At 67.9% G+C, this 25485-nt stretch carries 25 protein-coding genes; 18 read left to right on the top strand and 7 right to left on the bottom strand.

The features are described from left to right. The first annotated feature begins 39 nt into the window (after positions 1–39). The 11 genes from D5084_RS15580 to lexA all read left to right on the top strand — a co-directional run bounded on the left by D5084_RS15580 (position 40) and on the right by lexA (position 10144). Positions 40–1443, top strand: coding sequence for a protein adenylyltransferase SelO (locus D5084_RS15580; RefSeq protein WP_128516426.1), 1404 nt, complete (start codon positions 40–42; stop codon positions 1441–1443). Between the two features lie 98 nt (positions 1444–1541). Further along, positions 1542–2093, top strand: a complete 552-nt coding sequence (locus D5084_RS15575) for a helix-turn-helix domain-containing protein (protein WP_128516425.1) — start codon at positions 1542–1544, stop codon at positions 2091–2093. Between the two features lie 85 nt (positions 2094–2178). Further along, positions 2179–3369, top strand: coding sequence for a glycine C-acetyltransferase (locus tag D5084_RS15570; RefSeq protein WP_128516424.1), 1191 nt, complete (start codon positions 2179–2181; stop codon positions 3367–3369). Between the two features lie 17 nt (positions 3370–3386). Next, positions 3387–4412, top strand: a complete 1026-nt coding sequence (tdh, locus tag D5084_RS15565) for an L-threonine 3-dehydrogenase (protein ID WP_128516558.1) — start codon at positions 3387–3389, stop codon at positions 4410–4412. Positions 4413–4681: 269 nt separating this feature from the next. After that, positions 4682–5047, top strand: coding sequence for a phosphomannose isomerase type II C-terminal cupin domain (locus D5084_RS15560; protein WP_128516423.1), 366 nt, complete (start codon positions 4682–4684; stop codon positions 5045–5047). Between the two features lie 268 nt (positions 5048–5315). Further along, positions 5316–5903, top strand: a complete 588-nt coding sequence (locus D5084_RS15555; protein ID WP_128516422.1) for an anthranilate synthase component II — start codon at positions 5316–5318, stop codon at positions 5901–5903. Beyond that, positions 5900–6913 (top strand): anthranilate phosphoribosyltransferase, encoded by a 1014-nt coding sequence (trpD, locus tag D5084_RS15550; protein WP_128516421.1) that lies wholly within the window; start codon positions 5900–5902, stop codon positions 6911–6913. Before D5084_RS15555 ends, trpD begins: the two co-directional genes overlap by 4 nt. Positions 6914–6923: 10 nt before the next feature. Continuing rightward, positions 6924–7736, top strand: coding sequence for an indole-3-glycerol phosphate synthase TrpC (gene trpC, locus D5084_RS15545; protein ID WP_128516420.1), 813 nt, complete (start codon positions 6924–6926; stop codon positions 7734–7736). Then, on the top strand, positions 7733–8209 hold the full coding sequence (gene moaC, locus D5084_RS15540) for a cyclic pyranopterin monophosphate synthase MoaC (RefSeq protein WP_128516419.1): 477 nt from the start codon (positions 7733–7735) through the stop codon (positions 8207–8209). Before trpC ends, moaC begins: the two co-directional genes overlap by 4 nt. After that, the gene (locus D5084_RS15535; protein WP_128516557.1) at positions 8209–9378 is read left to right on the top strand and encodes a molybdopterin molybdotransferase MoeA; all 1170 of its coding nucleotides are present in this window, start codon (positions 8209–8211) and stop codon (positions 9376–9378) included. The genes moaC and D5084_RS15535 overlap by 1 nt, the downstream gene beginning before the upstream one ends. Positions 9379–9457: 79 nt before the next feature. Further along, a complete protein-coding gene (gene lexA / locus D5084_RS15530; RefSeq protein ID WP_128516418.1) occupies positions 9458–10144 on the top strand; it encodes a transcriptional repressor LexA in 687 nt (228 codons plus the stop codon). Here the strand turns inward: lexA and D5084_RS15525 are convergent, their stop codons facing one another. Then, positions 10145–12256, bottom strand: coding sequence for a ComEC/Rec2 family competence protein (locus tag D5084_RS15525; RefSeq protein ID WP_238382678.1), 2112 nt, complete (start codon positions 12254–12256; stop codon positions 10145–10147). 77 nt (positions 12257–12333) lie between these two features. Between D5084_RS15525 and gltX the strand changes: the two genes are divergently transcribed. The 3 genes from gltX (at position 12334) to D5084_RS15510 (ending at position 15893) form a co-directional block, all read left to right on the top strand. After that, the gene (gene gltX / locus D5084_RS15520) at positions 12334–13734 is read left to right on the top strand and encodes a glutamate--tRNA ligase (RefSeq protein WP_128516417.1); all 1401 of its coding nucleotides are present in this window, start codon (positions 12334–12336) and stop codon (positions 13732–13734) included. Positions 13735–13828: 94 nt separating this feature from the next. After that, positions 13829–15118, top strand: a complete 1290-nt coding sequence (locus D5084_RS15515) for a citrate synthase (RefSeq protein ID WP_128516416.1) — start codon at positions 13829–13831, stop codon at positions 15116–15118. 151 nt (positions 15119–15269) lie between these two features. Beyond that, positions 15270–15893 carry an alternative oxidase gene (locus tag D5084_RS15510; protein ID WP_128516415.1) on the top strand — a complete coding sequence of 208 codons (624 nt, stop codon included), beginning with the start codon at positions 15270–15272 and terminating at the stop codon, positions 15891–15893. Between the two features lie 63 nt (positions 15894–15956). On the opposite strand, the gene aguB is transcribed toward D5084_RS15510, so the two are convergent. From aguB to D5084_RS15495, 3 genes are all read right to left on the bottom strand, one after another. Continuing rightward, positions 15957–16829 carry an N-carbamoylputrescine amidase gene (gene aguB, locus D5084_RS15505; protein ID WP_128516414.1) on the bottom strand — a complete coding sequence of 291 codons (873 nt, stop codon included), beginning with the start codon at positions 16827–16829 and terminating at the stop codon, positions 15957–15959. A gap of 65 nt (positions 16830–16894) precedes the next feature. Next, the gene (locus tag D5084_RS15500) at positions 16895–18004 is read right to left on the bottom strand and encodes a T6SS phospholipase effector Tle1-like catalytic domain-containing protein (protein ID WP_435532681.1); all 1110 of its coding nucleotides are present in this window, start codon (positions 18002–18004) and stop codon (positions 16895–16897) included. A gap of 96 nt (positions 18005–18100) precedes the next feature. Continuing rightward, a complete protein-coding gene (locus D5084_RS15495) occupies positions 18101–19246 on the bottom strand; it encodes a type III PLP-dependent enzyme (RefSeq protein WP_128516413.1) in 1146 nt (381 codons plus the stop codon). A 215-nt stretch (positions 19247–19461) separates the two neighbouring features. On the opposite strand from D5084_RS15495, the gene D5084_RS15490 reads away from it, so the two are divergent. Continuing rightward, positions 19462–19893 carry an Lrp/AsnC family transcriptional regulator gene (locus D5084_RS15490; RefSeq protein WP_128516412.1) on the top strand — a complete coding sequence of 144 codons (432 nt, stop codon included), beginning with the start codon at positions 19462–19464 and terminating at the stop codon, positions 19891–19893. Between the two features lie 25 nt (positions 19894–19918). Here the strand turns inward: D5084_RS15490 and D5084_RS15485 are convergent, their stop codons facing one another. Beyond that, the gene (locus D5084_RS15485; RefSeq protein ID WP_128516411.1) at positions 19919–21550 is read right to left on the bottom strand and encodes an NAD(P)H-hydrate epimerase; all 1632 of its coding nucleotides are present in this window, start codon (positions 21548–21550) and stop codon (positions 19919–19921) included. 169 nt (positions 21551–21719) lie between these two features. On the opposite strand from D5084_RS15485, the gene D5084_RS15480 reads away from it, so the two are divergent. From D5084_RS15480 to D5084_RS15470, 3 genes are all read left to right on the top strand, one after another. Next, positions 21720–22058 carry a P-II family nitrogen regulator gene (locus D5084_RS15480; RefSeq protein WP_103255696.1) on the top strand — a complete coding sequence of 113 codons (339 nt, stop codon included), beginning with the start codon at positions 21720–21722 and terminating at the stop codon, positions 22056–22058. Positions 22059–22107: 49 nt separating this feature from the next. After that, the gene (glnA, locus tag D5084_RS15475; RefSeq protein ID WP_128516410.1) at positions 22108–23517 is read left to right on the top strand and encodes a type I glutamate--ammonia ligase; all 1410 of its coding nucleotides are present in this window, start codon (positions 22108–22110) and stop codon (positions 23515–23517) included. 205 nt (positions 23518–23722) lie between these two features. Beyond that, entirely contained in the window at positions 23723–24478 is a 756-nt protein-coding gene (locus tag D5084_RS15470) for a hypothetical protein (protein ID WP_128516409.1), read from the top strand. Positions 24479–24608: 130 nt separating this feature from the next. Here D5084_RS15470 and D5084_RS15465 read toward each other — a convergent pair whose 3' ends face one another. Both D5084_RS15465 and D5084_RS15460 read right to left on the bottom strand, forming a co-directional pair. Then, positions 24609–25232 (bottom strand): alpha/beta fold hydrolase, encoded by a 624-nt coding sequence (locus D5084_RS15465; RefSeq protein ID WP_354001231.1) that lies wholly within the window; start codon positions 25230–25232, stop codon positions 24609–24611. 15 nt (positions 25233–25247) lie between these two features. Beyond that, a complete protein-coding gene (locus tag D5084_RS15460) occupies positions 25248–25484 on the bottom strand; it encodes a hypothetical protein (protein ID WP_128516407.1) in 237 nt (78 codons plus the stop codon). Between the last annotated feature and the right edge of the window lies 1 nt (position 25485).

Genomic DNA, 25485 nt, shown 5'->3' with positions numbered 1-25485 from the left:
GCCCTGCAGGGCGCATATCCCGTCCGAAAGGGGCCCGTCATGACCATCGCCTTCGACCACAGCTACGCCCGCGACCTGCCGGGCACCTACCTGCGCGTGCAGCCCGATCCGGCCCCGGCGCCCCGGCTTCTGGTCCTCAACCGCCGGCTCGCGCGCGATCTCGGCCTCGACCTGACCGAGGATGAGGCCCGCGACTGGTTTTCCGGCGCCGCCCTTCCCCCCGGTGCCGATCCCATCGCCCAGGCCTATGCCGGCCACCAGTTCGGCGGCTTTTCTCCGCAGCTTGGCGACGGTCGCGCGCATTTGCTGGGAGAGGTGGTCACGCCGCACGGCCGCTTCGACATCCAGCTGAAAGGCTCCGGCCGCACACCCTTTTCGCGCGGCGGCGACGGGAAGGCCGCCGTGGGCCCGATGCTGCGGGAATATCTGATCTCGGAATTCATGGCCGCCATGGGCGTCCCCACCACCCGGTCCCTGGCCGTGGTGGCGACCGGCGAAGAGATCTGGCGCGAAACAAGGCTCCCCGGCGCCGTCCTCGCCCGGGTCGCGGCCAGCCACCTGCGCGTCGGCACCTTCCAGTTCTTCGCCGCGCGCGGCGAACAGGACAAGATCAAGGCGCTCGCCGACCATGCCATCGCCCGCCACTACCCGGACCTTGCCCAGTCCGGCACGCCCTACCTCGCCCTCCTCGACGCCGTCATCGCCCGGCAGGCGCGGCTGATTGCGGAATGGATGGGCCTTGGCTTCATCCATGGCGTGATGAACACCGACAACATGGCGATCTCGGGCGAGACCATCGACTACGGCCCCTGCGCCTTCATGGAAGGCTATGCGCCCGGCACGGTCTTTTCCTCGATCGACCATCAGGGCCGCTATGCCTATGCCAACCAGCCGCTGATCCTGGGCTGGAATCTCGCGCGGCTGGCCGAAGCCCTGCTGCCGCTCCTCGATGCCTCGCCGGAAAGGGCCGTCGAGATCGCCAACGACCGCCTGTCCGGCATCGCCCCCCGCTACCGCGCCGAATGGCTGGCGGTGATGCGCCGCAAACTTGGCCTTGTGGATGAGGACCCAGGCGACGCAGCCCTTGCCGAGGACCTTCTGACCGCGATGGAGGGGGCCGACTGGACGCTCACCTTCCGCCGCCTGGCCGATGAGGCCGCGCTGCGCCCGCTTTTCGACGACTTCTCCAGGATGGAGGCCTGGCTCCCCCGCTGGCGCGCCCGCGCGGGCGACGGCGCGGCCCGGCGCCTTGCCGCGGCGAACCCCGCCGTGATCCCGCGCAATCACAAGGTCGAAGAGGCCCTCGCCGCGGCGACCGATGGCGACATGGCCCCCTTCCACGCCCTCCTCGCCGCGATCCAGAGCCCCTTCACCGAGGCCGAGCCCTACATGCTCCCCGCCCCCTCCGGCTTTGGCCGTTACGTCACCTTCTGCGGAACATGACCGCTGCGCCGGGGTGCGCCTGCGGCGCGAGCGCCAGGGGCGGCTTCCGGCCGCACCGGCAGATTGACGCCCCGCCCCTTCCCCGCCACCATGTCGCCATGGCCGACCGCTCCGACATCCACGACCGCCTCGCCGCATCCCTGCGCGCCGCACGCAAGGCGCGCGGCCTCTCGCTCGACGCCGCCGCGAAACTGTCCGGCGTCTCCCGCTCCATGGTCAGCCAGATCGAGCGCGGCGAATCCTCGCCCACCGTCGCCACCCTCTGGGCCCTGACCCAGGCCCTGCAACTCGACTTCGCCGGCCTCCTGGAAGGCCGCCCCGCCCCCGGCATCGAAGTCACCCGCGCGTCCCAGGCCCCCGTCATCCAGCGCGGCGGGGTCACGATCCGCATCCTCTCCGCCCCGGAATCCGTCGGCCACCACGAGGTCTACGAACTCGCCTTCCGCGACGGTGCCCGTCTCACCTCCGACCCCCATTCCCCCGGCTGCCGCGAGCATCTCACCCTTCTCGAGGGCCGCCTCACCGTCACCTCCGGCGATGCCACCGACCAGCTCGCCCCCGGGGACGTCGCCCGCTACCCCGCCGACCGCCCGCACGAGATCGCCGCCCAAGGCCCGGCCCGCGCCATCCTGATCGTCCAGGACAGCTGACCTCCACTATGACGGACAGAACTCCGTCAAGTTGACACGACCCCTGAACTCTGTCATTTTCCGCCAAACCGGAAAGGGTTCTGCCATGACGGATTCGAGCTTCCTCGACCACATCACCGCCACCCTCGCCCGGATCGAGGCCGACGGGCTGATGAAACGCGAACGGCTGATCGAGGGCGCCCAAGGCGCGCATGTGCGGATGGCCGGGCGCGACATGCTGAACCTCTGCGCCAACAACTACCTCGGTCTGGCCTCCGATCCCCGCCTGATCGCCGCCGCCAGACAGGCGATGGACGACCACGGCTTCGGCATGGCCTCGGTCCGCTTCATCTGCGGCACGCAGGACCTGCACCGGCAGCTTGAAACCCGCCTCGCCCGTTACCTCGGCCAGGACGACACGATCCTCTTCGCCGCCTGCTTCGACGCCAACGGCGGGCTGTTCGAGCCCCTCCTCGGCCCCGAAGACGCGGTGATCTCCGACGCCCTCAACCATGCCTCGATCATCGACGGCATCCGCCTGTGCAAGGCGAAACGCTACCGCTACGCCAACAACGACATGGCCGACCTCGAGGCCCAGCTGAAGGCCGCCAGGGCCGACAACGCCCGCTTCCTCCTCATCGCCACCGACGGCGTCTTCTCGATGGACGGCACTTACGCCAACCTCCCCGAGATCCGCGCCCTCGCCGACCGATACGGCGCGATGGTCATGGTGGACGACTGCCACGCCACCGGCTTCACCGGCCCCAAAGGCGCAGGCACTCCGGCCCGCGCCGGCGTCCGGGTCGATATCCTCACCGGCACCCTCGGCAAGGCCCTTGGCGGAGCCCTCGGCGGCTACATCGCCGGCCCGCAACCCGTCATCGACCTCCTGCGCCAACGCGCCCGGCCCTACCTCTTCTCCAACGCCCTGCCCCCGGCCGTCGTCGGCGCGGCCCTGGCCGCCCTCGACATCGTGGAACAGGCCGACGACCTCCGCGCCCGCCTCGCCGAGAACGCCCGATACTGGCGCGCGGGCCTCACCAAGGCAGGCTTCACGCTCCTGCCCGGCGACCACCCGATCATCCCGGTCATGCTCGGCGAGGCGAAACTCGCGCAGGCCATGGCCGCCGACCTTGCCACCCGCGGCGTCCATGTCGCCCCCTTCTTCTTCCCCGTCGTCCCCAAAGGCCAGGCCCGCATCCGCACCCAGATGAACGCCGCCCTCACGCGCGCCGACCTCGACTTCGCGCTGGACGCCTTCACCGCCGCCGGAAAAGCCACCGGAGTCCTGCAATGACCCGCGTTCCGAACGAAATGACCGTCCTCGCCAAATCAAAACCCGAGCCCGGCCTCTGGATGGAAACCCGTCCGATCCCCGAGATCGGCCCCGACGATGTGCTCATCAGGATCCACAAGACCGGAATCTGCGGCACCGACATCCACATCTGGAACTGGGACGACTGGGCGCAGCGCACCGTCCCCGTCCCCCTTGTCACCGGCCACGAATTCGCGGGCGTCATCGTGGACAAGGGCCGCAACGTCGAAGGGCTGGACATCGGCCAGCGCTGCTCGGGCGAGGGCCACCTGATCGGCAAGACCTCGCGCCAAAGCCGGTCGGGCCGCTTCCACCTCGACCCCGAAACCCGCGGCATCGGCGTGAACGAGCCCGGCGCCTTCGCCCAGTATCTGCGGCTCCCCGCCTTCAACGTCGTCCCCCTGCCCGACGCCATCGACGACGAGATCGGCGCGATCCTCGACCCCCTCGGCAACGCCGTCCACACCGCCCTGAGCTTCGACCTGATCGGAGAAGACGTCCTCGTCACCGGTGCGGGCCCCATCGGCATCATGGCCGCCGCCGTCGCCCGCCATGTCGGCGCGCGGCATGTCGTCATCACCGACATCAACCAGGCGCGGCTCGACCTCGCGGCCCGGGTTGCCGACGTGGTCCCGGTCAACGTCGCCACCACCGACCTGAAATCGGTCTATGCGGGCCTCCACATGACGCAGGGCTTCGACGTGGGGATGGAGATGTCGGGCAGCCAGGCCGCCCTCGACCAGATGGTCGAACACATGGTGATGGGCGGCCGCATCGCCATGCTGGGCATCCCGCCGGGCAAATCGCCGGTGGACTGGTCGCGCATCGTCTTCAAGGCCATCACCATCAAGGGCGTCTACGGGCGCGAGATCTTCGAGACCTGGTACAAGATGATCGCCATGCTGGAAAACGGCCTCGACATCCGCCGCGTCATCACTCACCGCTTCAAGGTGGCCGAGTTCGAACAAGGCTTTGCCGCCATGCGCTCCGGCCTTTCCGGCAAGGTCGTGCTCGACTGGACCTGACCTCCCGCGCCAGCCAAGCCCTTTCATCTGTCCCCAAATATCCCCGCCGGAGGCAGCGACGCCTCCCCACGCACCCCGGCTGCGCACGGAAGACCGCCAGCACCACAAGCGCCTCCCCTCCCCCTCTGTGGGGAGGGGATGGGGGTGGGGGGCCTCGGCCGGGCCGCCCGCGCAAAACCCCCGAAATGCCCAGAAATGGCCGCGCGTCGTTAACCCCACGCTAACCATTTCCCGAGGAGTCTCGGGGGGCATCAGACGGGGGCAGCACGATGGACGGAACCGATCACGCAGGTTTTGCCGAGGCTCGGGTGGCCTTTGCGCCCGCTGATCCGCTCCCCAAGGGCCCCGTCCTCGCCGAAGGCCGCCGCTTCCGCGTCCGCGCGCTGACCTTGCAGCCCGGTCAGGCGACCGCGCTGCAATCGCATCTCCACCGCTCGGAACACTGGGTTGTGGTCGAAGGCACCGCCGAAGTGACCACGGGCATCCGGTCCCGTCTTGTGGGCGAGGGCGAGGCGGTCCTGATCCCCCTCGGCCAGCCGCACCGGATCGAGAACCCGGGCCGCCTGCCCGTCACCCTGATCGCGGTCGAAACCGGCCACTACCTCGGCGACGATGACGCGGTGCGCCACGACTGACGCCTCCTCCCTCCCCTTGGTCGTTCGTCGGTTCCCCCGCGAAGAGCGACCGACGGGAGCGATGAGCAGACGCGCAGCAGCGAAGAGCGACCGAAGGAAGCGATGAGCCGCCCGTAAAGGTAAATCGCCGGTAAACGCCCGCGCCCAACCCCTTGATTTCCAAAGCCTCGAAAACCGCGCCACGCGCGGCGCACCCCGGACCCGACCCCGGTTTACACGGCCCCCCGCATCGGCGATAACCAGCCCATAGCCCTGCGGGACCCGACCGATGCTCCTCCTGATCGACAACTACGACAGCTTCACCTGGAACCTCGTCCACTACCTGGGCGAGCTGGGGGCCGAGGTGGTCGTGAAACGGAACGACGCCCTGCAGGTCCAGGACGTGATCGCCATGGCGCCCGAGGTCATCGTCCTCTCCCCCGGCCCCTGCGACCCCGCCGCCGCCGGGATCTGCCTGCCGCTCACGAAAGCCGCCGCAACGGCCGACATCCCCCTCCTCGGCGTCTGCCTCGGCCACCAGACGATCGGCGAGGCCTTCGGCGGCCAGGTCGTCCGCTGCCACGAGATCGTCCACGGCAAGATGGGCACCATCCACCATTCCGGCGAAGGCGTGTTCCGTGGCCTGCCATCGCCCTTCCAGGCCACCCGCTACCACAGCCTTGTCGTCGACCGCGCCACGCTTCCGGCGGACCTCGAAATCACCGCCTGGCTGGAGGACGGCACGATCATGGGCCTGCGCCACCGCCAGCACCTGATCGAGGGCGTCCAGTTCCACCCCGAGAGCATCGCCTCCGAACACGGCCACCAGCTGCTGCGGAACTTTCTCGACGCGGCCAAAGCCAGGGTCCCGGCATGACCGACACCCTCAAGCCGCTGATCGGCATCGCCGCCACCCGCCCCCTGACGCGGCCCGAAGCCGAGGCCGCCTTCAACGCGCTCTTCGAAGGCGAGGGCACCCCCGCGCAGATGGGCGGCTTCCTGATGGCGCTGCGGACCCGGGGCGAGACGGTGGACGAATACGCCGCCGCCGCCAGCGTGATGCGGTCGAAATGCAACGCCGTGAAGGCCCCGCCGGGTGCCATGGACATCGTCGGCACCGGGGGCGACGGCAAGGGGACGCTGAACATCTCCACCGCCACCGCCTTCGTCGTCGCAGGCGCGGGCGTCACGGTCGCCAAGCACGGCAACCGCAATCTCTCTTCCAAGTCGGGCGCGGCGGATGCGCTGACCGAACTGGGCCTGAACGTGATGGTCGGCCCCGACGTGGTCGAGAAATGCCTTGCCGAGGCCGGCATCGGCTTCATGATGGCGCCCATGCACCACCCCGCGATCCGCCACGTCATGCCGGTCCGGGCAGAACTTGGCACCCGCACGATCTTCAACATCCTCGGCCCCCTCACCAACCCCGCCGGGGTGAAGCGCCAGCTGACCGGCGCCTTCTCCGACGCCCTGATCCGCCCGATGGCCGAGACGCTTCTCGCCCTCGGCTCGGAGAAGGCCTGGCTCGTCCACGGCTCGGACGGCACCGACGAGATCACCATCTGCGGGGCGACCAGCGTCTCTGCCGTCGAAAACGGCGCGGTGCGCGATTTCACCGTCCACCCCGAGGACGCCGGGCTGCACCCCCATCCGTTCGAGGCGATCCTTGGCGGCACGCCTGCGGAAAACGCCCAGGCCTTCCGCGCCCTTCTCGACGGCGCGCCCGGCGCCTACCGGGATGCGGTTCTTCTCAACGCCGCCGCCGCGCTGGTGGTGGCTGACCGCGCGGGAACCCTGACCGAAGGCGTCGCGTTGGCACGGGAGTCCATCGATTCCGGGGCCGCGAAGGCCAAGGTCGAGGCGCTCCTCCGCCTGACAAACGCCTGAGAGGCTGCCCATGTCCACCATCCTCGACCGCATCAAGGCCTACAAGCTGGAGGAAGTGGCCAAGGCCAAGGCCGCCACCCCCCTGTCCGCGCTGGAAGCCGCCGCCCGCGGCGCCGCCAGCCCACGCGGCTTTGCCCGGGCGCTGCGGGATGCCGCCCTCACCGGCTATGGCCTCATTGCCGAGATCAAGAAGGCCAGCCCCTCCAAGGGCCTGATCCGGGCGGATTTCGACCCTCCCGCCCTGGCCCGCGCCTATGAGGCCGGCGGTGCGACCTGCCTGTCCGTCCTGACCGATGCCCCGAGCTTTCAGGGCGCCGACGAATACCTGGTCGCCGCCCACGACGCGGTCGCCCTGCCCTGCCTGCGCAAGGATTTCCTGTATGACCCCTGGCAGGTCGTCCAGTCCCGCGCGCTGAACGCCGATTGCATCCTGCTCATCATGGCCTCGCTGGAGGATGGCCAGGCCGCCGAACTGGAAGCGGCGGCGCTGGACTGGGGCATGGATGTGCTGATCGAGGTCCACGACCAGGCCGAACTGGACCGCGCGGCGCTGCTGAAATCGCCGCTGATCGGCATCAACAACCGCAACCTGCACACCTTCGAGGTGACGCTCGACACCACGCGGCGGCTGGCCCGCCGGGTGCCCGAGGATCGGATGATCGTCGCCGAAAGCGGGCTTTACACGGCCGACGATCTGGCCGACCTCGCGCAATACGGCGCCCGCTGCTTCCTGATCGGCGAAAGCCTGATGCGGCAGGCGGACGTGGCCGCCGCCACCCGGGAGATCCTTTCGAAACCACTGACGGCACAGGGTGGGCTATGACCGGACTTTCCCATTTCGATGACCGGGGCCAGGCCCATATGGTCGATGTCTCGGGCAAGCCGGTGACCGACCGCGTCGCGGTGGCCGCAGGCGCGGTGCGGATGACGGCCGAAACGCTGGCGCTGATTACAGAAGGCCGGGCGAAGAAGGGCGACGTGTTGTCGGTGGCGCGGCTTGCCGGGATCATGGCGGCGAAGAAGACCGCGGACCTCATCCCGCTGTGCCATCCCCTGCCGATCACCAGGGTCGCGCTGGAGCTGACCGCCGACCCCGCCCTGCCCGGCGTCAGGATCGAGGCCACCGTCAAGACCTCGGGCCAGACCGGGGTGGAGATGGAGGCGCTGACGGCGGTCTCGGTGGCGGCGTTGACCGTCTATGACATGGTCAAGGCGGTCGAGAAGTCGATGGTGATCGAAGGGATCCGGCTGATCCTGAAAGACGGCGGAAAATCAGGCCGTTACGAGGCGGAATGATGATTTCGGTTGAAGAGGCGCTGGCCCGCTGCTTGGCCCTGGTGGCACCTCTGCCGCCCGAGACCGTGCCCCTCGCGGAAGCCGCAGGCCGCTGGATGTGTGTCCCCGCCGTCGCCACCCGCGACCAGCCGCCCTTCGCAGCCTCGGCGATGGACGGCTATGCGGTGCCGGGCAATCCGGGGTCCGACGACACGTTCCTTGTGATCGGCGAGGCCGGTGCGGGCCATGCCTTCCACGGGACGGTCGGCCCGGGGCAGGCCGTCCGCATCTTCACCGGCGCCCCGCTGCCCCGGGGTGCAAGCCGGGTCGTCATCCAGGAGGATGTCATCCGTGAGGGCGACCGGATCCTCCTGAAGGAGGGGCTGGACAGCGCCACGCATATCCGCCCCCAGGGTCAGGACTTCCGCGCAGGCGACAGCCTTTCCCCCCGAAGACTGCGCCCGAACGATCTTGCCCTTCTGGCGGCGATGAACGTGCCCGCGGTGCAGGCCCGGCGCAAGCCGGTGGTGGCGCTCATCGCGACGGGGGACGAGCTGGTGATGCCCGGCGAAAATCCGGCGCCGGACCAGATCATCGCCTCGAACGGCTTTGCCCTGAAGGCGCTGGTCGAGGCCGAGGGCGGCGAGGCGCGGCTTCTGCCCATCGCGCGGGACAACGAGGCAGAGCTTCTGACCGTGCTGTCTCTGGCCGAGGGGGCAGACCTGATCGTCACCATCGGCGGGGCGTCGGTGGGCGACCATGACCTTGTGGGCAAGGTGGCGGGGCTGGAGCACAGCTTCTGGAAGCTGGCGCTGCGCCCCGGCAAGCCGCTGATGGCGGGGCGGCTGAACGGGGTCCCGATGCTGGGCCTGCCGGGCAATCCGGTCTCGGCCATCGTCTGCGGGCATCTGTTCCTTCTGCCCATGGTGCGCGCGATGCTGGGCGACCCCTCGCCCGCGCCGCAGCCCCGTAAGGCCCGGCTGACCGTGGACCTTCCCGCCAACGGCCCCCGCGCGCATTACATGCGGGCGCGACTTGCCCCCGGCGACGGGCTGCCCGGGATCGCGCCCTTCGACCGGCAGGACTCGGCCCTCTTGTCGATCCTGGGCCAGGCCGATGCGCTTCTGATCCGGCCGGTCGATGCCCCGCCCTGTCGCGCCGGAGACACGGTGCCCTACCTGCCGCTCTAGTCGCCTGTGGATATGTCTTGACACAAACCGGGAACACGGGCAGAACATTGTGTAAACGCATGATGTGGGAGTGGACCCCGTGCTGACACGCAAGCAGTTGGAACTTCTCGACTTCATCAAGACGCGGATGGACCGCGACGGGGTGCCCCCCTCCTTCGACGAGATGAAGGATGCGCTGGACCTGCGGTCGAAGTCCGGGATCCACCGGCTGATCACGGCGCTGGAGGAACGCGGCTTCATCCGCCGCCTCGCCCACCGCGCCCGGGCGCTGGAAATCGTGAAGCTGCCCGAGGCGATGGAAAAGCCGGGCTTCTCGCCCAAAGTGATCGACGGCGACAGGGTCGATCCGCCGCGCGGCGCGATGCCGATCTCTGCGGTTCATGCGATGGAACTGCCGGTGATGGGCCGCATCGCCGCCGGTGTGCCGATCGAGGCGATCTCCGAAGTCTCGCACCACGTTGCGGTGCCGGGGTCGATGCTGTCGGGCAAGGGGCAGCACTATGCCCTTGAAGTCAAAGGCGATTCCATGATCGAGGCCGGGATCAACGATGGCGACATCGTGGTGATCCGCGAACAGTCCACGGCCGAGAACGGCGATATCGTCGTGGCTCTGGTCGAGGACCATGAGGCCACGCTGAAGCGCTATCGCCGCCGCGGCAACATGATCGCGCTCGAGGCCGCCAACTCCGCCTACGAGACGCGGGTGTTCCCCGACCACCTTGTCAAGGTGCAGGGCCGCCTTGTCGGGCTGATCCGCAGCTACTGACTACTGACCGGCCAGGGCGACCTGCCTGACCGACAGGTCCGGCAGGTCCACCTCCCGCGACGGGGGCGACCAAAGACGGTGCGCCCCCTTTGTCGTTTCGAACCGCAGGGTCGCAGCGCTCTGCCACACCGCAAGGGGGCCGGTCTGGGCCAGGGTCTGCTGGTCGATCAGCCGGCAACCGGGTGGCACCGCCTCGGCCTTTGCCGCAAGGATCACCAGGTCGGCCGAGCGGCAGACCTGGGCCAGCTTCGCCTCGGCCCCCTTGCCCGACAGGGACACCGCCCGAAGACCCGCTAGGTCGAACCACCGTTCGCCCTTCGGCCCCTCGAACCCCGGGCGCCTCGCCGCGACCTCCTGTGCGGCAAGGTCGCCGTCGTTCTGCAACCAGTTCTCGGCGGCGAAGCCCCCGCCCCTGGCCGCCGACAGCGCCCGCCCCTCTGGCCCCGCAATGCCGACGAGCCTCCCATCGCCCGAAATCAGCAGCGCCGGACGGTCCGCCATCGCCCAAAGCACGACGGCCGCCAGAACCGGCAGGGCGCCGACCAGTTGCACCCGCCCCCGCCACAGGATCAGCCAGAGCGCCCCCAGGGTGAACAGCGGCAGCACCCAGGGCCCCGGCGCGGGGATGGCGGTGACCGAGCCCTCCAGCCCGGCAACCCAGTGCGCCACGAAGAGAATCCAGCGCGCGCCCTGCTCCATGACCCAAAGCGGCAGGCCCTCCAGCCCCACGGGCGCCAGCAACGCGGCCATTGCGCCAGCAGGCATCACCACCGCCCCCATCACCGGCACGGTCAGGAGATTGGCCAGAAGGCCATAGTCGGTGAAGCGGTTGAAATGCGCCGCCGCATAGGGCGCGGTGGACAACCCGCCGATCAGCGAGGACAGGACCAGCGTGAAGACCGGCATCAGCCAGCGTGGCAGCCGCTGGCGATAGATGCTGCCGTCCAGCGCGGCGAAGCCCACGATCAGCGCGATGGTGGCGGCAAAGGACATCTGGAAGCCGGGCTCCAGCAGGCTTTCGGGTTTCGCCAGCAACAGGATCATCCCGGCCACCGCCACCGACCGCAGGGTCAGCGCCCGGCGGTCCAGCAGGATCGCGCCCAGAAACACCGAGATCATGATGAAGGCCCGTTCGGTCGCCACGTTCGCCCCCGACAGAAGCAGATAGAACAGCGCCACCCCCAGGCTGACCCAGGCCGCAACCTTCCTGGTGTTCACCCGCAGCGCGACAAAGGGCACCAGCGCCAGCCCATAGCGGATCAGCGCAAAGACGAATCCGGTCAGGAAGGCCATGTTCATCCCGGAGATGGCCAGCAGGTGGGCAAGCGAGCTGTCGCGCAGCGCCCGGACCGTGTCCTCGGTGATCGCCGAGCGGTCTCCGGTCATCGCGCCGGCGGCGAAGGCTCCGGCCTGGCCGTCCATCCGCGCCAGCATCCCCTGCGTGAGCCAGCGGCGCAGCCGGTCGACGGGCAGCGCGCCGCCTGCGGGCTCTTCCAGCAGCAGGACCGGCGTGCGGGTATAGCCCACGGCGCCCAGCTGGTCGAAATAGGCCATGCGGCGGAAATCGAAGGCTCCGGGCTCGACCGGGCCCTCGGGCGCGGCAAGGTTCGCGGTCAGGATCACCACCTGCCCCGGCATCGGGGTCAGCCAGCCGCCGTCCTTCTGCAACGAGACGCGGACGCGGGCGGGGGTCTTGTCGGGGGCGACCTCGCGCAGCACGACCCGGTCCAGCGTCAGGCGCAGCGCGTCGGACTGCGAACGGCCGATCTCGACGATCCTTCCCTCGACCGGGCCATAGTAGCGGAAGGTCAGCATCGGCGCGTCCAGCGCATGTGCCCGCACACCGGCCGCGATCCAGCCTGCGGCAAGTGCCGCCACGCCCAGGCCAAGCGGTCGCGCAAGGTCGGACGCCAGCGCAAGCGTCACGCCCCCCGCAAGTGCCAGCGACGCCAGGACATAGCTTTCCGTCCCCGGCTCTTCGGGCACCCAGAACCAGACGCCGATGCCGCAGCCGATCAGCACGGCGATCCAGGGAAACAGCATCCCCCGCGCCGATTGCAGCGCCTCCAGCGGCCAGAGCAGCCCTCGCGTGATCCGCTCGACCGGCGCCACCTTGTTTCCCACCCCGCGATTGCCTAAACCCGGCGCAACCCTACTCCCCGCATGGTTTCCGAAAGGTTAATGCCGTCATGTCCAGCCCGGTCGTCACCCGCTTTGCGCCTTCGCCCACCGGCTATCTGCACATCGGCGGCGGGCGGACCGCGCTGTTCAACTGGCTTTACGCACGGGGTCGCGGGGGCAAGTTCCTGCTGCGGATCGAGGATACCGACCGCGAACGATCGACCCCGGAGGCGACGGCGGCGATCCTGCGGGGCTTGACCTGGCTCGGCCTCGACTGGGATGGCGAGGTGGTCAGCCAGTTCGCCCGCCGCGACCGCCACGCCGAGGTCGCGCATGAGATGCTTGCGCGAGGAACGGCCTACAAGTGCTTTTCGACGCAGGAGGAAATCGCGGCCTTCCGCGCGGCGGAAGAGGCCGCCGGGCGCTATCCCGTCTTCCAGTCGCCCTGGCGCGACGCGGACCCCTCCACCCACCCCGACGCGCCCTACGTGATCCGCATGAAGGCCCCGCGCACCGGCGAGACGGTGATCGACGACAAGGTCCAGGGCCGCGTGGTCATCAGGAACGAGACGCTGGACGACATGATCGTCCTGCGCAGTGACGGGACGCCCGTCTACATGCTGGCCGTGGTGGTGGACGATCACGACATGGGCGTGACCCATGTGATCCGGGGCGACGATCACCTGAACAACGCGGCACGCCAGCAGATGGTCTATGACGCGATGGGCTGGCAGGTGCCTACTTGGGCGCATATCCCGCTGATCCACGGGCCGGACGGCAAGAAACTGTCGAAACGCCACGGCGCCACGGGGGTCGAGGAATATCAGGCCATGGGCTACCCGGCGGCGGGGATGCGCAATTACCTGACGCGGCTTGGCTGGGCGCATGGCGATGCCGAGATCTTCACCTCGGAAGAGGCGATGAAGATGTTCGACCTGTCCGGGATCGGCCGCGCCCCGGCCCGGCTCGACTTCAAGAAGCTGGAGAACACCTGCGGCCACCACATGGCGATGGCCGACGATGCCGCACTGCTGCATGAATTGCAGGGCTACCTCGCCGCCGCGGGCCGTCCTCCGCTGACCGAAACGCAGGAGGCGCTGATGAAACGGGCACTGCCGTTCCTGAAGTCATCTGCGAAGACATTCCAGGAACTGCTTGATAAGGCTACGTTCCTGATGGTCTCTCGCCCCATCGTCCCAGAGCCAAAGGCGGCAGAGGCGCTGGATACGGTATCCCGTGGTATACTGAAATCGTTGACGCCGCGCCTGCAAAATGCTAGCTGGACAAAGGAGGCGCTGGAGCCGATCCTGACCGGGATTGCCGCAGAAAACGGCATCGGTTTCGGCAAGCTCGCAGCGCCTCTGCGGGCCGCGCTTGCGGGTCGAACTGTTACACCATCGGTTTACGACATGATGCTGGTCATCGGTCGCGAGGAAACCGTCGCAAGGCTGTCGGACGCAAGCCTCTGACTTGGCGCCCCTGCCTTGCAGCCACCCCAGCCGGGGTGCAGGATAGCCGAGGGTCTCCCCTGCCAGGGTCGGCCCGCCATCACCGGGGAGAGACATGTCGGACAAAGTCGCAAAACTTGAACTGGACGGAAAGACCTACGACCTTCCGGTCCTCAAACCCACCCTCGGCCCCGATGTGCTGGACATCCGCAAGCTTTATGCCGAAGCGGACGTCTTCACCTTCGATCCGGGTTTCACCTCGACCGCCGCCTGCGAAAGCGCCATCACCTACATCGACGGCGATGTGGGCGAGCTTCTCTATCGCGGCTATCCGATCGAACAGCTGGCGGAAAAATCGACGCATCTCGAGGTCTGCTATCTGCTGCTCTACGGCGAACTGCCGACCGCAGCGCAGCTTGCAGACTTCACCCAGCGCGTGACCAAGCACACGATGGTGCACGAACAGATGCACTACTTCTTCCGTGGCTTCCGCCGCGACGCGCATCCGATGGCGACGATGGTGGGCGTGGTGGGCGCGATGGCGGCCTTCTACCACGACTCGACCGACATCAACGACCCCTGGCAGCGCGAGGTGGCCGCGATCCGCATGATCGCCAAGCTGCCGACCATCGCGGCGATGGCCTACAAGTATTCGGTGGGCCAGCCTTTCGTCTACCCGAAGAACGCGCTCAGCTATGCGGGCAACTTCCTGCAGATGTGCTTTGCCGTCCCGGCCGAGGAGTATGTCGTCAACCCGATCCTGGAAAAGGCGATGGACCGCATCATGATGCTGCATGCGGATCATGAGCAGAACGCCTCGACCTCGACGGTGCGGCTGGCGGGGTCTTCGGGCGCGAACCCGTTTGCCTGCATCGCGGCCGGGATCGCCTGCCTCTGGGGGCCCGCGCATGGTGGGGCGAACCAGGCTTGCCTTGAGATGCTGAAGGAAATCGGCACTGTCGACCGCATCCCGGAATACATCGCCAAGGCCAAGGACAAGTCCTCGGGCTTCCGCCTGATGGGCTTCGGCCACCGCGTCTACAAGAACTTCGACCCGCGCGCCAAGGTGATGAAGGAATCGGCCGACGAGGTGCTGGGTCTGCTGGGGATCGAGAACAATCCGCTCCTCCAGGTCGCCAAGGAGCTGGAGCGGATCGCGCTGGAGGACGACTATTTCGTCTCGAAGAAGCTCTACCCGAATGTCGACTTCTACTCGGGCATCATCCTCGAGGCGATGGGCTTCCCGACCTCGATGTTCACCCCGATCTTCGCGATCTCGCGCACCGTGGGCTGGATCAGCCAGTGGAAAGAGATGATCGCCGACAAGAACCAGAAGATCGGTCGCCCGCGGCAACTGTATATCGGCCCGCAAAAGCGCGATTACGTCGATCTGCGCCACCGCTGAAGGCGCAACACTACCTGACCGACAAGTCCCTTGCAAAGGCCGCCCCCCCGGGCGGCCTTTCTGCTGCGCCCAGAGGCCGCAGGGCAAGCCGGATGATTTCTGTCGGAAAACCCCCATATCTCCGCTGTGCTTTCGACTGTGGAGTATGACCATGAAAGACACCTATCCCGACCTGACCGCGCACCACGCGCCGGTGACGCTTGGCGACCGCATCGCGTTTCGCACCGTCAAGTTCATGCGCCTCTTTGCCGATGCCTTCTTTTCCAAACGCTACGGCCACCGCGCCGTGGTGCTGGAAACCGTCGCCGCCGTGCCGGGCATGGTGGGCGGGCTTCTGCAACACCTGAAGGCGCTGCGCCACATCCGCGACGACCAGGGCTGGATCAGGGAACTGCTCGACGAGGCCGAGAACGAACGGATGCACCTGATGACCTTCATCCACATCGCCCAGCCCTCGCGGCTGGAACGGGCGATCATCATGCTGGGCCAGGCGATCTTCTATAACGCCTATTTCTGGCTTTACCTCTTCGCCCCCCGCATCGCGCACCGGATCGTGGGCTATCTCGAGGAAGAGGCGGTGGTCAGCTACACCCAGTATCTGGCGCAGATCGACGCCGGGCTGGTGGAGAACGTCCCCGCCCCGCAGATCGCCATCGACTACTGGAACCTCGGGCCGAAGGCCCGCCTTCGCGACGTGGTGATCGCCGTCCGCGCCGACGAGGCCGGCCACCGCGACCGCAACCACGAGATGGCCGACGAACTGAAGGCCGCATAAGCGTCCCCTCGCTTGCGCCGAAGTCCCGCGAGGAACGACGCGCAAGCGAGCAAGGCGCCGGGGTCAGGCACGCCCGTCAAGCGTGCCGACCGCAGTGTAAAGCTCGGGCCGCCGGTCGCGGAACAGGCCCCAGCTCGCGCGCAGGGCCGCGATGGCGTCAAGGTCGAACCGGTGGACCAGGACGCCTTCGGTCGCGCGGTCGGCCTTTGCCGCCAGCTGCCCGGTGTGGTCGGCAATGAAGGATGAGCCGTAGAACGTCACCTCGCGCCCGTCCGGCGCCACCTCCGTCCCGATCCGGTTCGAGGCGACCAGCGGCAGGAAGTTCGCCGCCGCATGGCCGCGCTGGACCATCTCCCAATGCGGCTGGCTGTCATAGCCGGGGGCCGGCGGTTCCGACCCGATAGCGGTCGGATAAAGCAGCAGTTCCGCCCCCATCAGCGCCATGGACCGCGCCGCTTCGGGGAACCACTGGTCCCAGCAGATGCCGACGCCGATCCGCCCGAAGGCCGTATCCCAGACGCGAAAGCCGGTGTCGCCGGGCGAGAAATAGTATTTCTCCTCATAGCCCGGCCCCTGCGGGATATGGCTTTTCCGGTAGACCCCCAGCACCCGGCCATCCGCATCGACCATCGCCACCGAGTTGAAGAAGGCCTGGCCAGCGCGTTCGAAGACGCTGACCGGGATCACCACGCCCAGCTCCTTCGCCAGCGCCGCAAAGCGCGCAACCAGCGGGTGGCCGTCAATGGGCCGGGCCAGATCGAAATACTGCGGATGTTCCTCGATGCAGAAATAGGGGGCCGCGAACAGCTCCTGGATCAGCACCACCTGCGCGCCCTGCCCCGCCGCCTGCCGCACCAGAGCCTCGGCGCGGTCGGCATTGGCGGGCAGGTCCCAGGAACAGGCGAACTGGGTGGCGGCAACGGTCACATGGCGCATGTCGGATCCCTCGGTCAGCGATGTCGTGGCCCCAGAATACGGGCTGGCCGCGCGGGCCAGAAGCCCTATTCGGCGGGCTGTTCGCTGGGCCAGCGCCGCCCGGCCGCCCGCAGTGCGGTGGGATGCAGCCGTTCGGAACGGTCCCGCCCGACCACCCGCTTGCGGCGCAACAGAAACGCCTTGCCCCAGCTGCGCCAGGTGCCGACCATCGGCGCCTCGGGATCGCAGGGAAAGCGTTCCCTCCAGCCTTCCGGCAAGGCCAGCCCCAACGCTTCGGCCCGGTCCAGCATCCAGACCAGCGGAATGTTCGCAAGCGGGCGCGCGGCCGCGAAATCGCCGATCTGGCCGCCGATGTCGCCATGCGCGCCCCGGAACCAGACCTGTTCGACATTGCCCTCCCAGTCCGGCGGACAGTCCCACAGCACGGGCGCAAAGGCTGCGCGCGTCTCGTCCAGCGCCAGCGCGTGATAGCCGTGCCGGATCGAGGCGCCAAGCTGATGGTTGTGAAACCCGTGACGGTCGACGGCGAACATCCAGAAGAAGGGCAGCCGCATTCCCAGGGCCTTCACCGTATCCCAGACGCCCACCATCTCGATCGGCACCGAAGCGTGGCAGTAGCGGCGGGCAAAGGCCTGCGCGGCAGGACTGTCCGCCCCGCGTTCGTAATGCCGCCAGGCCAGCCGCACCGCACGTTCGGTCGCGTGTTCGCGCCGCAAGAGCCCCACCCGGTCGATCACCCCCGCCAGGGACCGCACGGCGAAGGCCCCGCGCGAATAGCCGAACAGGAAGATCCGGTCCCCCTCGCGATAGCCGCTCGCCAGCCAGCCATAGGCGCGCCGGATCTGCGGGGAGATCCCCCGACCCTCGATGATCGCCAGCCCGCGCAGCCAGCCTTCCCATTGCATCCCCGGCTCGTAGTAAAGCCGCCGGTTGGCATGGTGGCCCATCTCCTTCAGCAAAAGGAACAGAAGCCCGGCGTTGCCCTCCATTCCGGGTTCGAGGCTGGACAGCGTGCCGTCGAGGATCACGACATGATCGACCATCCCCCGCACCCGCCCCGGTTCGGGCGCGGGGGCCGGTTCCACCTCGGGCGCGACCGTGCGGCGGAAAAAGCTGCGAAGGCGGTCCAGTAGGCGCGTGGCGGGTCTCTCCTGAAGCTGCGGCGCGACCATCATCGGTCGGCACAGGTTAAGGTTCCCTTGCCCGCAATGCTAAACGCCCGGCGGACCATGTCCAGCCGGGCGTTCCGATTTCACAGGGTTGTCAAACAGTCATAGCTTCAGGCTCAGGACCGTTGCCATCTGCAAATCGCCAAACCCGTTGAAGCGGGTGTTGGTGACGGTGGAATAGGACCCCATCCCCTGCCAGATCACGAAATCGCCCTCGGCGAGGTCGTTGGGCAGCGGAATTTCCCCCGGCAGCCGGTCCACCGAATCGCAGGTCGGCCCGAAGACGATGCGCGGCAGCGCCTCGCCCGTGCGCTTGTGACCATCGGCGGCCAGCACCTCGATCCGGTCGATCACACCGATCATCGGCAGTTCGGTCAACGAGCCATAGACCCCGTCGTTCAGGAACACATGCGTCCCGTCGCGCAGCGCCTTGACGCGGGCAGCCAGCGCAAAGGCGTCGCCACACAGCGCGCGGCCCGGTTCGCAGACAAGGGCCGGGCGGTCGGCCCCGAAGGCTTCGGTCGCCACACGGTCGATCAGCCGGAACGTGTCCTCCAGCTCCGGCACGACGGCTTGCAGCCGGTGGCTCGGAAAGCCGCCGCCGACGTTCAGCCGCGCGATCTTCACCCCCGCCGCCGATGCGATGTTCGCGGCCTCGCGGATATAGGCCTCCCAGGCGTGCGGGTCGGTGCATTGCGTGCCCGGATGGAAGGTGATCGAGGGGATGTAGCCCTTCGCCGCCACCTCGCGCAGAAGCTCCACCGCCAGCTCCACCGTCGCGCCGAACTTGGCGCCGAAGTTGTAGGCGGCCCCCGCGACCGGCAGCTTGAAGCGGACCGAGATCTCGGTGCCCTCGACCGGGACCATCTCGACCAGCTTCGCCAGTTCGGACTTCGAATCGACGCTGTAGGACTTCACGCCGCGTTCGACCGCATAGGCAATCTCGTGTCGCGCGCGCACGGGGTTGTTGTAGTGGATCGCGGCATCGGGGGCCAGGCGGCGGATCAGGTCGATCTCGAAGGGCGAGGCGCAGTCAAAGCCGCGCACGCCGGCGGCGGCCAGGTTCTCGATCATCGCCTCGCCGGGGTTCGACTTGACGGCATAGGTCACCATGCCCGGAAAGCCGTCGATGAAGCGGCGCGCGGCGGCCTGCGCGGCCGAGGGCGCGAAGAACAGGACCGGGTTCTCCGGCTGCTCTTTCTTCAGGTAATCAGTGGGGTTGGACCAGATCGTCTTGGAGAGTCCCATCGGCGTATTTCCCTTTGCCAACAAGACGCTTCGCCCTTCCCCGTTGCAGCTTTGGGATCGGGCACCAGCGTGGTTTCAAGTGAACCAGGCCAGGTGCGTATGAGCCGCCCTTTTCCTGCAATCGAGGATGCCGCATATGGGTTACAACTTCACCGAACAAAACTATATAACTGCGCAGTTTCGTCGTTATAATGACGAAAAGGATGGCAGATTGCATGGACGAACTGGATCGCAACATCATCGGGCTGCTCTCCGCCGACGCGCGGGTTTCGGTGGCCACATTGTCGCGCCGGCTGAAGGTCGCCCGGTCCACGATCCAGGCCCGGCTGGAGCGGCTGGAGACCTCGGGCGTGATCGCCGGCTACACGTTGAAACTGGGCGAAGCAGCGCGCGAAGGCCGCCTCCGCGCCTCGGTTCTCTTGACCATCGAACCCCGGTCGCAGGCGGCGGTTCTGGCCCGACTGAAGTCGATTGCCGAGATCGAGCGGGTGTTCACCACCTCGGGCCGGTTCGACTTTCTGGTGCAGGTGGCCTGCCCCAACACGCAGGTGCTCGATTCGGTGCTGGACCAGATTGGTGCCATGACCGGGGTGCGGGCGTCGGAAAGCCTGATCCACCTCTCCACCAAGATCGACCGGGCGGTGTGATCGGGCGGTGGGCGAATCGCCCACCCTACAGGCCGAGCGCCCGGAACACCTTCGGCAGCTCCTCGGGCAGGTCCTCGGCGATCAGCCCGGGGCCGAAGCTGAGGGCGCATTCCACATGCAGCCAGGCGGAGGTCGCAGCTGCGTCGAAGGGGCTGAACCCGCGCGCCAGAAGCCCGGTGATGAACCCCGCAAGCACGTCGCCTGACCCGGCTGTCGCGAGCCACGGCGCCGCGCGGTCGTAGTGGGCAGAGTTGATGGCGCAGCGGCCCGTGGGGTCGGCGATCACCGTGTCCGGGCCTTTGTAAAGGACCACGCAGCCTGCACGCATTGCGGCCTCGCGCGTGGCATCGACCTTGGAATAGGCGGGGCCTCTGGTGGCGGGGGCCGCCAGCTTCTCGGCGATGTCGGGGAAAAGACGGGCGAATTCGCCGGCATGGGGGGTCAGGACGCAATCCCCATGCAGGGCCGAGAAGAGATCGGGAGTCTGCGAAAGAATCGTGAGGGCGTCGGCGTCGAGCACGAGACCCCGCCCCGGGCCTGACCCGGGGCCTCCCTTTCCCCCCTCACCGCCGCCCGGCGTGAGGTCCCGGGTCAAGCCCGGGACGGGCATCCCCAACGCCACCTCCACCAGCTCCCGCCCCCGCGCATCCAGCCCCAACCCCGGCCCCACACACAGCGCGTTGATCCGCCGGTCCGCCAGCGCCTCCTCCAGCGCCAGCCCATCCGCCACCCCCCGCAGCATCACCGCATCCAGCCGCGCGGCGTTCTCCGGGATGGCATCGGGAGGACACCCCACCGTCACCACCCCCGCCCCGATCCGCAAGGCCCCCCGCGCCGCCAGCCGCGCCGCCCCGCCGCGACCGGAGGGACCGGAGAGGATGAGGGCGTGGCCGTGGGCGTATTTGTGCTCTTCCGGTCGCTTTCGAAATTCCGGCCGGGGCGCATTCAGCCTGACACGCCGCAGGAAGCCTGTTTCCATGACGTCGCGACGCTGCAAGATCTCGGAGATCCCCAGATCGACGACACGCAACTTGCCGCAGATGCGTGGCCCCAGGCCCAGAAAGTGGCCCAACTTGGGACAGTGGAACGTGACGGTAAGATGCATCGGAGGGATGTCCGCCAGAAGTCCGCCCGTGTCGCTTGACACACCCGACGGGATATCGATGGCGACCAACCGTGGACCATCAGGCTCGTCCTCGTCAAGCCAGGCATCGCGCAGTGGCCGCACAAGGTCCTCTTGCACCTCGCGCGCAAGGCCGATTCCGAAGAGCGCATCCACGACGATCGCCCGATTGCGAAAAAAGCCGTCGGGAACGCGGGTTAGGTCTCCCACCTCCCCCAACCCCAGCCACCGCTCATAGTTCACCCGCGCATCCGGCGGCAGGCGTTCCGGGTCGCCGTGAAGGAAGACCTCCACCTCCCAGCCCCAGTCCTTCAGCAACCGCGCCACGACGAACCCGTCGCCGCCGTTGTTCCCCGGCCCGCACAACACCACCGCCCGGTGCGAGGTGGCCTTCAGCTCCGGCCATTCCTCGAAGATCGCCTCGACCACACCCTTCCCGGCGCGCTCCATCAGTTCCAGGCCAGTGACCTCGCCACTGGCAATCGCCGCCTGTTCGATGGCCCGCATCTGGGCTGCGGTCAGAAGTTCGGTCATGTCTTGCTCACCACAGTTTTCAAACTGCCCACCGCCCAGGCGCGTTGCACAATAATTAGGCAGCACCCAAGGAATCCCTCCGGCGAAGCCCCGAACAAAACCCTGTCACATTGCCCCCCGAAAGGGGAAGTGGTCAGACGGGCGAGGACGAACCGGGGGAGGCCAGCCCATGAAGAAAGTCGAAGCGATCATCAAGCCGTTCAAGCTGGACGAGGTGAAAGAGGCGCTTCAGGAGGCGGGCATCCAGGGTCTTTCGGTGACCGAGGTCAAGGGCTTCGGCCGCCAGAAGGGACACACCGAGCTTTACCGCGGCGCCGAATATGTCGTCGACTTCCTGCCCAAGGTGAAGATCGAGGTCGTCCTGACCGACGACATGGTGGATACCGCCGTCCAGGCGATCATCGCGGCCGCGCGCACCGACAAGATCGGCGACGGCAAGATCTTCGTCACCCCCGTGGAACAAGCCATCCGCATCCGCACCGGCGAAACCGGCGACGATGCTGTCTGAACCGGGCCTCACGGCCTGAAACCCTAACCCCAAACCGAAAGGCAGTCAGATGAGCGCCGTTGCCAAGGCTCTGAAACTGATGAAGGACGAGGAAGTCGAATACGTCGACATCCGTTTCACCGACCCGAAGGGCAAGCTCCAGCACGTGACGCTGGTGGCCGACCTGGTGGACGAGGATTTCTTCGAGGAAGGCTTCATGTTCGACGGCTCGTCGATCGCGGGCTGGAAGTCGATCGACCAGTCCGACATGAAGCTGATCCCCGATCCGGCGTCGGTCTATATCGACCCGTTCTATGCCGAAAAGACCATGGCGGTGCATTGCAACGTGGTCGAGCCCGACACCGGCGAGGCTTACAGCCGCTGCCCGCGCCAGACCGCGCTGAAGGCCGAGGCCTACCTCAAGTCCTCCGGCATCGGTGACACAGCCTATTTCGGGCCCGAGGCCGAGTTCTTCATCTTCGACGACGTGCGCTATTCGGTGACCCCCCGCAAGGTGGCCTACGAGATCGATGCGGAAGCCGCCGCCTGGAACACCGACACCGTGACCGAGGGCGGCAACTACGGCCACCGCGCGGGCCACAAGGGCGGCTACTTCCCGGTGAACCCGATCGACGAGGCGCAGGACATCCGCGGCGAGATGCTCTCGACCATGAAGCGGATGGGCATGAAGGTGGACAAGCACCACCACGAGGTCGCGACCTGCCAGCATGAGCTGGGGATGATCTTCGGCGGGCTGGTCGAGCAGGCCGACAACATCCAGAAATACAAGTATGTCATCCACAACGTCGCCCACGCCTACGGCAAGACCGTGACCTTCATGCCGAAGCCGATGAAGGGCGACAACGGCTCGGGGATGCACGTCAACATGTCGATCTGGAAGGGCGGCAAGCCCTTGTTCGCGGGCGACAAATATGCCGACCTTTCCCAGGAGGCGCTGTGGTTCATCGGTGGTATCCTGAAGCACGCCAAGGCGCTGAACGCGCTGACGAACCCCGGCACCAACAGCTACAAGCGCCTGATCCCGGGCTTCGAGGCGCCGGTGCTGCGCGCCTATTCGGCCCGCAACCGGTCGGGCTGCGTGCGGATCCCGTGGACCGAGTCGCCCAAGGCCAAGCGTGTCGAAGCCCGCTTCCCCGATCCGTCGGCGAACCCCTATCTCGCCTTCGCGGCGCTGCTGATGGCCGGCCTTGACGGCATCAAGAACAAGATCGATCCGGGTCCGGCTTCGGACAAGGACCTCTACGATCTGCCGCCCGAGGAACTGGCGGAAATCCCGACCGTCTGCGGCTCGCTCCGGGAAGCCCTGGAAGAGCTGGAGAAGGACATGGACTTCCTGCTGGCGGGCGATGTGTTCACCCGCGACCAGCTGGAGGCCTACATGGCGCTGAAGTGGGAAGAGGTCTATGCCTACGAGCACACGCCTCACCCGGTCGAATACCAGTTGTACTACTCCTGCTGAAAAGGGGGGTGGGCAGACTGCCCACCCGGCGAGGGACAGGAAAGGGCGCCCGCCGGGGCGCCCTTTTCATTGGGCGCCGCGCGCGGCTCTTGTGGGCGACCCAAGGAAATCAATGGGTTGGCTGCGGGCATTCACGTCTTGGAAACCACACCAGGGGAGGATAACCTGCGGTTGAAGATGGCGGGGCTGGACGCCAGGAGTGGGCATGGCAATGGATCCGTTGAGAAAGCAACCGGGTAAGGGGCGGCCAGAAATCTGGGCCTCGGGCGGACAGCGCCCGCCGTTCGACCTTCGCGCGCTGGGGCGGGCGAGCCTGACCCTGGTGCGGGACGGCGTGGCGCCGCTGCATGGCTGGGCCGCCCGACGCGCCCGCCGGGTCGCGATCAACGTGAAGAACGGCGCGGGACGTCTCCCGGCGGAAAAGCTGGGCCGGGCCGAGCGCCTTGTCCCCTCGCATCTGCGGGTGGCGGGCTGGATCAGGCACCTCGCCGCGACCCTGGCCCATGCCAGCGCCACCGCCGACCGAGACGTCACGCGCGGCAATGCGCTGGTGGCCGAGATCGAGCCGCATCTCTGGGCCGAGGCCGCCGCTCCAACCCCGAACCTGCCCTCCGCAGCCCCTCCTGCCGCTTCGGCCGCGGCTGATCCGGGTTCTGCGCCGGACGTGCCGCCCGTGGTCCTGGCCGAGCCGCATCCGCCGGGCACCGACCCGCTGGCCGCGATCCGGGACGAGATCGCGGGCGCGCGCAAGGCCACGACCAGGACCGGCACGGACGGCCTCCCCGCCCCCCCGGCGATCCCTCCTGCCCCGCCCGGCCCGGTCGCCACCGCCGTGATCCAGGTCACGGGCTATCTGCTCGGCTGGGCCAGCATCGGGATCGCCCTGCCCTACGGCCTCGGCCGCGCGCTTTGGCTTTGGGTCAACGGGCGCGATCTGAAGGACATCGGGCGCGAGGAGTGAGCCGCGGCAGCCGGGCCCGAGCGGGGTTCGGACCTGGCGCTGACGCGCGACGACTCATTGTCTCGCCTCTGGCGCAAGCGGCAACCGGCTCGGGCCTCGGGGGTGCTTCGCCCCATGCCGCCGGACAGGCTCAGGCAAGCACCTTCTGAAGGAAGGCCAGCACCTCGGCCTTGACCGGCCCCGTCTCGAAGGCTTCGCCCCCATGGCCCGCGCCTGGGACCAGCTTGTAGTCGACCTGCGCCCTGGGGTCGGCGGCGATCCAGGCTTCGCGCAGCCGTCTGGCCTGAAGATCGGCAATCAGCGGGTCGGCATCGCCATGGCGGATCAGGATCGGCGGCAGCGGCTCTTTCAGCAGCGACAGCCGCGCCAGCGGGCTCATCGCCCGGGCCGCCGCGCGGTTTTCGCCCACGGGGAACCCCAGCAGCTGGCTTTCCGCGCTGGCCGCCGCATCGGTCGGACCCATCTGCGGCGTCCGGCCCAGCGTGGCCATGTCCTGATCCATCGTCGAGAAATCCATCGGCCCGAAAAGGCTGACCACCCCGCGCGGCGGCAGCCCGACCTCGACCAGACTCAGCGCAGTCGACACCGCAAGGAAGGCCCCCGCCGACTGGCCAAGAAGCACGATCCGCGACGGGTCGATGCCCAGCGCCGCCCCCTCGCGTTGCAGGTGGACGATCGCCGACAGGCAGTCATCGCCCTGCGCAGGCCATTTCGCGCTGTCCGACAGGCGGTAGTTCACCCGGACCACGGCGATGCCCGCGTCCAGGATCTAGGGCCAGATCGCAAGGTCGGACTTGTCGCCCATGCGGAAGGCGCCGCCGTGGATCATCACCACGACCGGCGCGGGCGCGGTGCCGCGAGGAGAGGTCAGGTCCATGGTCTGGCGCGGATCGGCACCATAGGCAATGTCGGTCGCCCCCGGCGCCCGCCAGCGCCAGAGCGCCACGCCCCCGGCGGCTGCGGCCGCGCCGCCGATCAGAAGGGTCCTGCGGATCAGTCCGGGCATG

This window comes from Tabrizicola thermarum (genome assembly GCF_003574395.1).
GTDB lineage: Bacteria > Pseudomonadota > Alphaproteobacteria > Rhodobacterales > Rhodobacteraceae > Tabrizicola > Tabrizicola thermarum.
The sequence above is the reverse complement of the archived record's forward strand: the minus strand, read 5'-3'. Positions and strand labels throughout refer to the sequence as shown.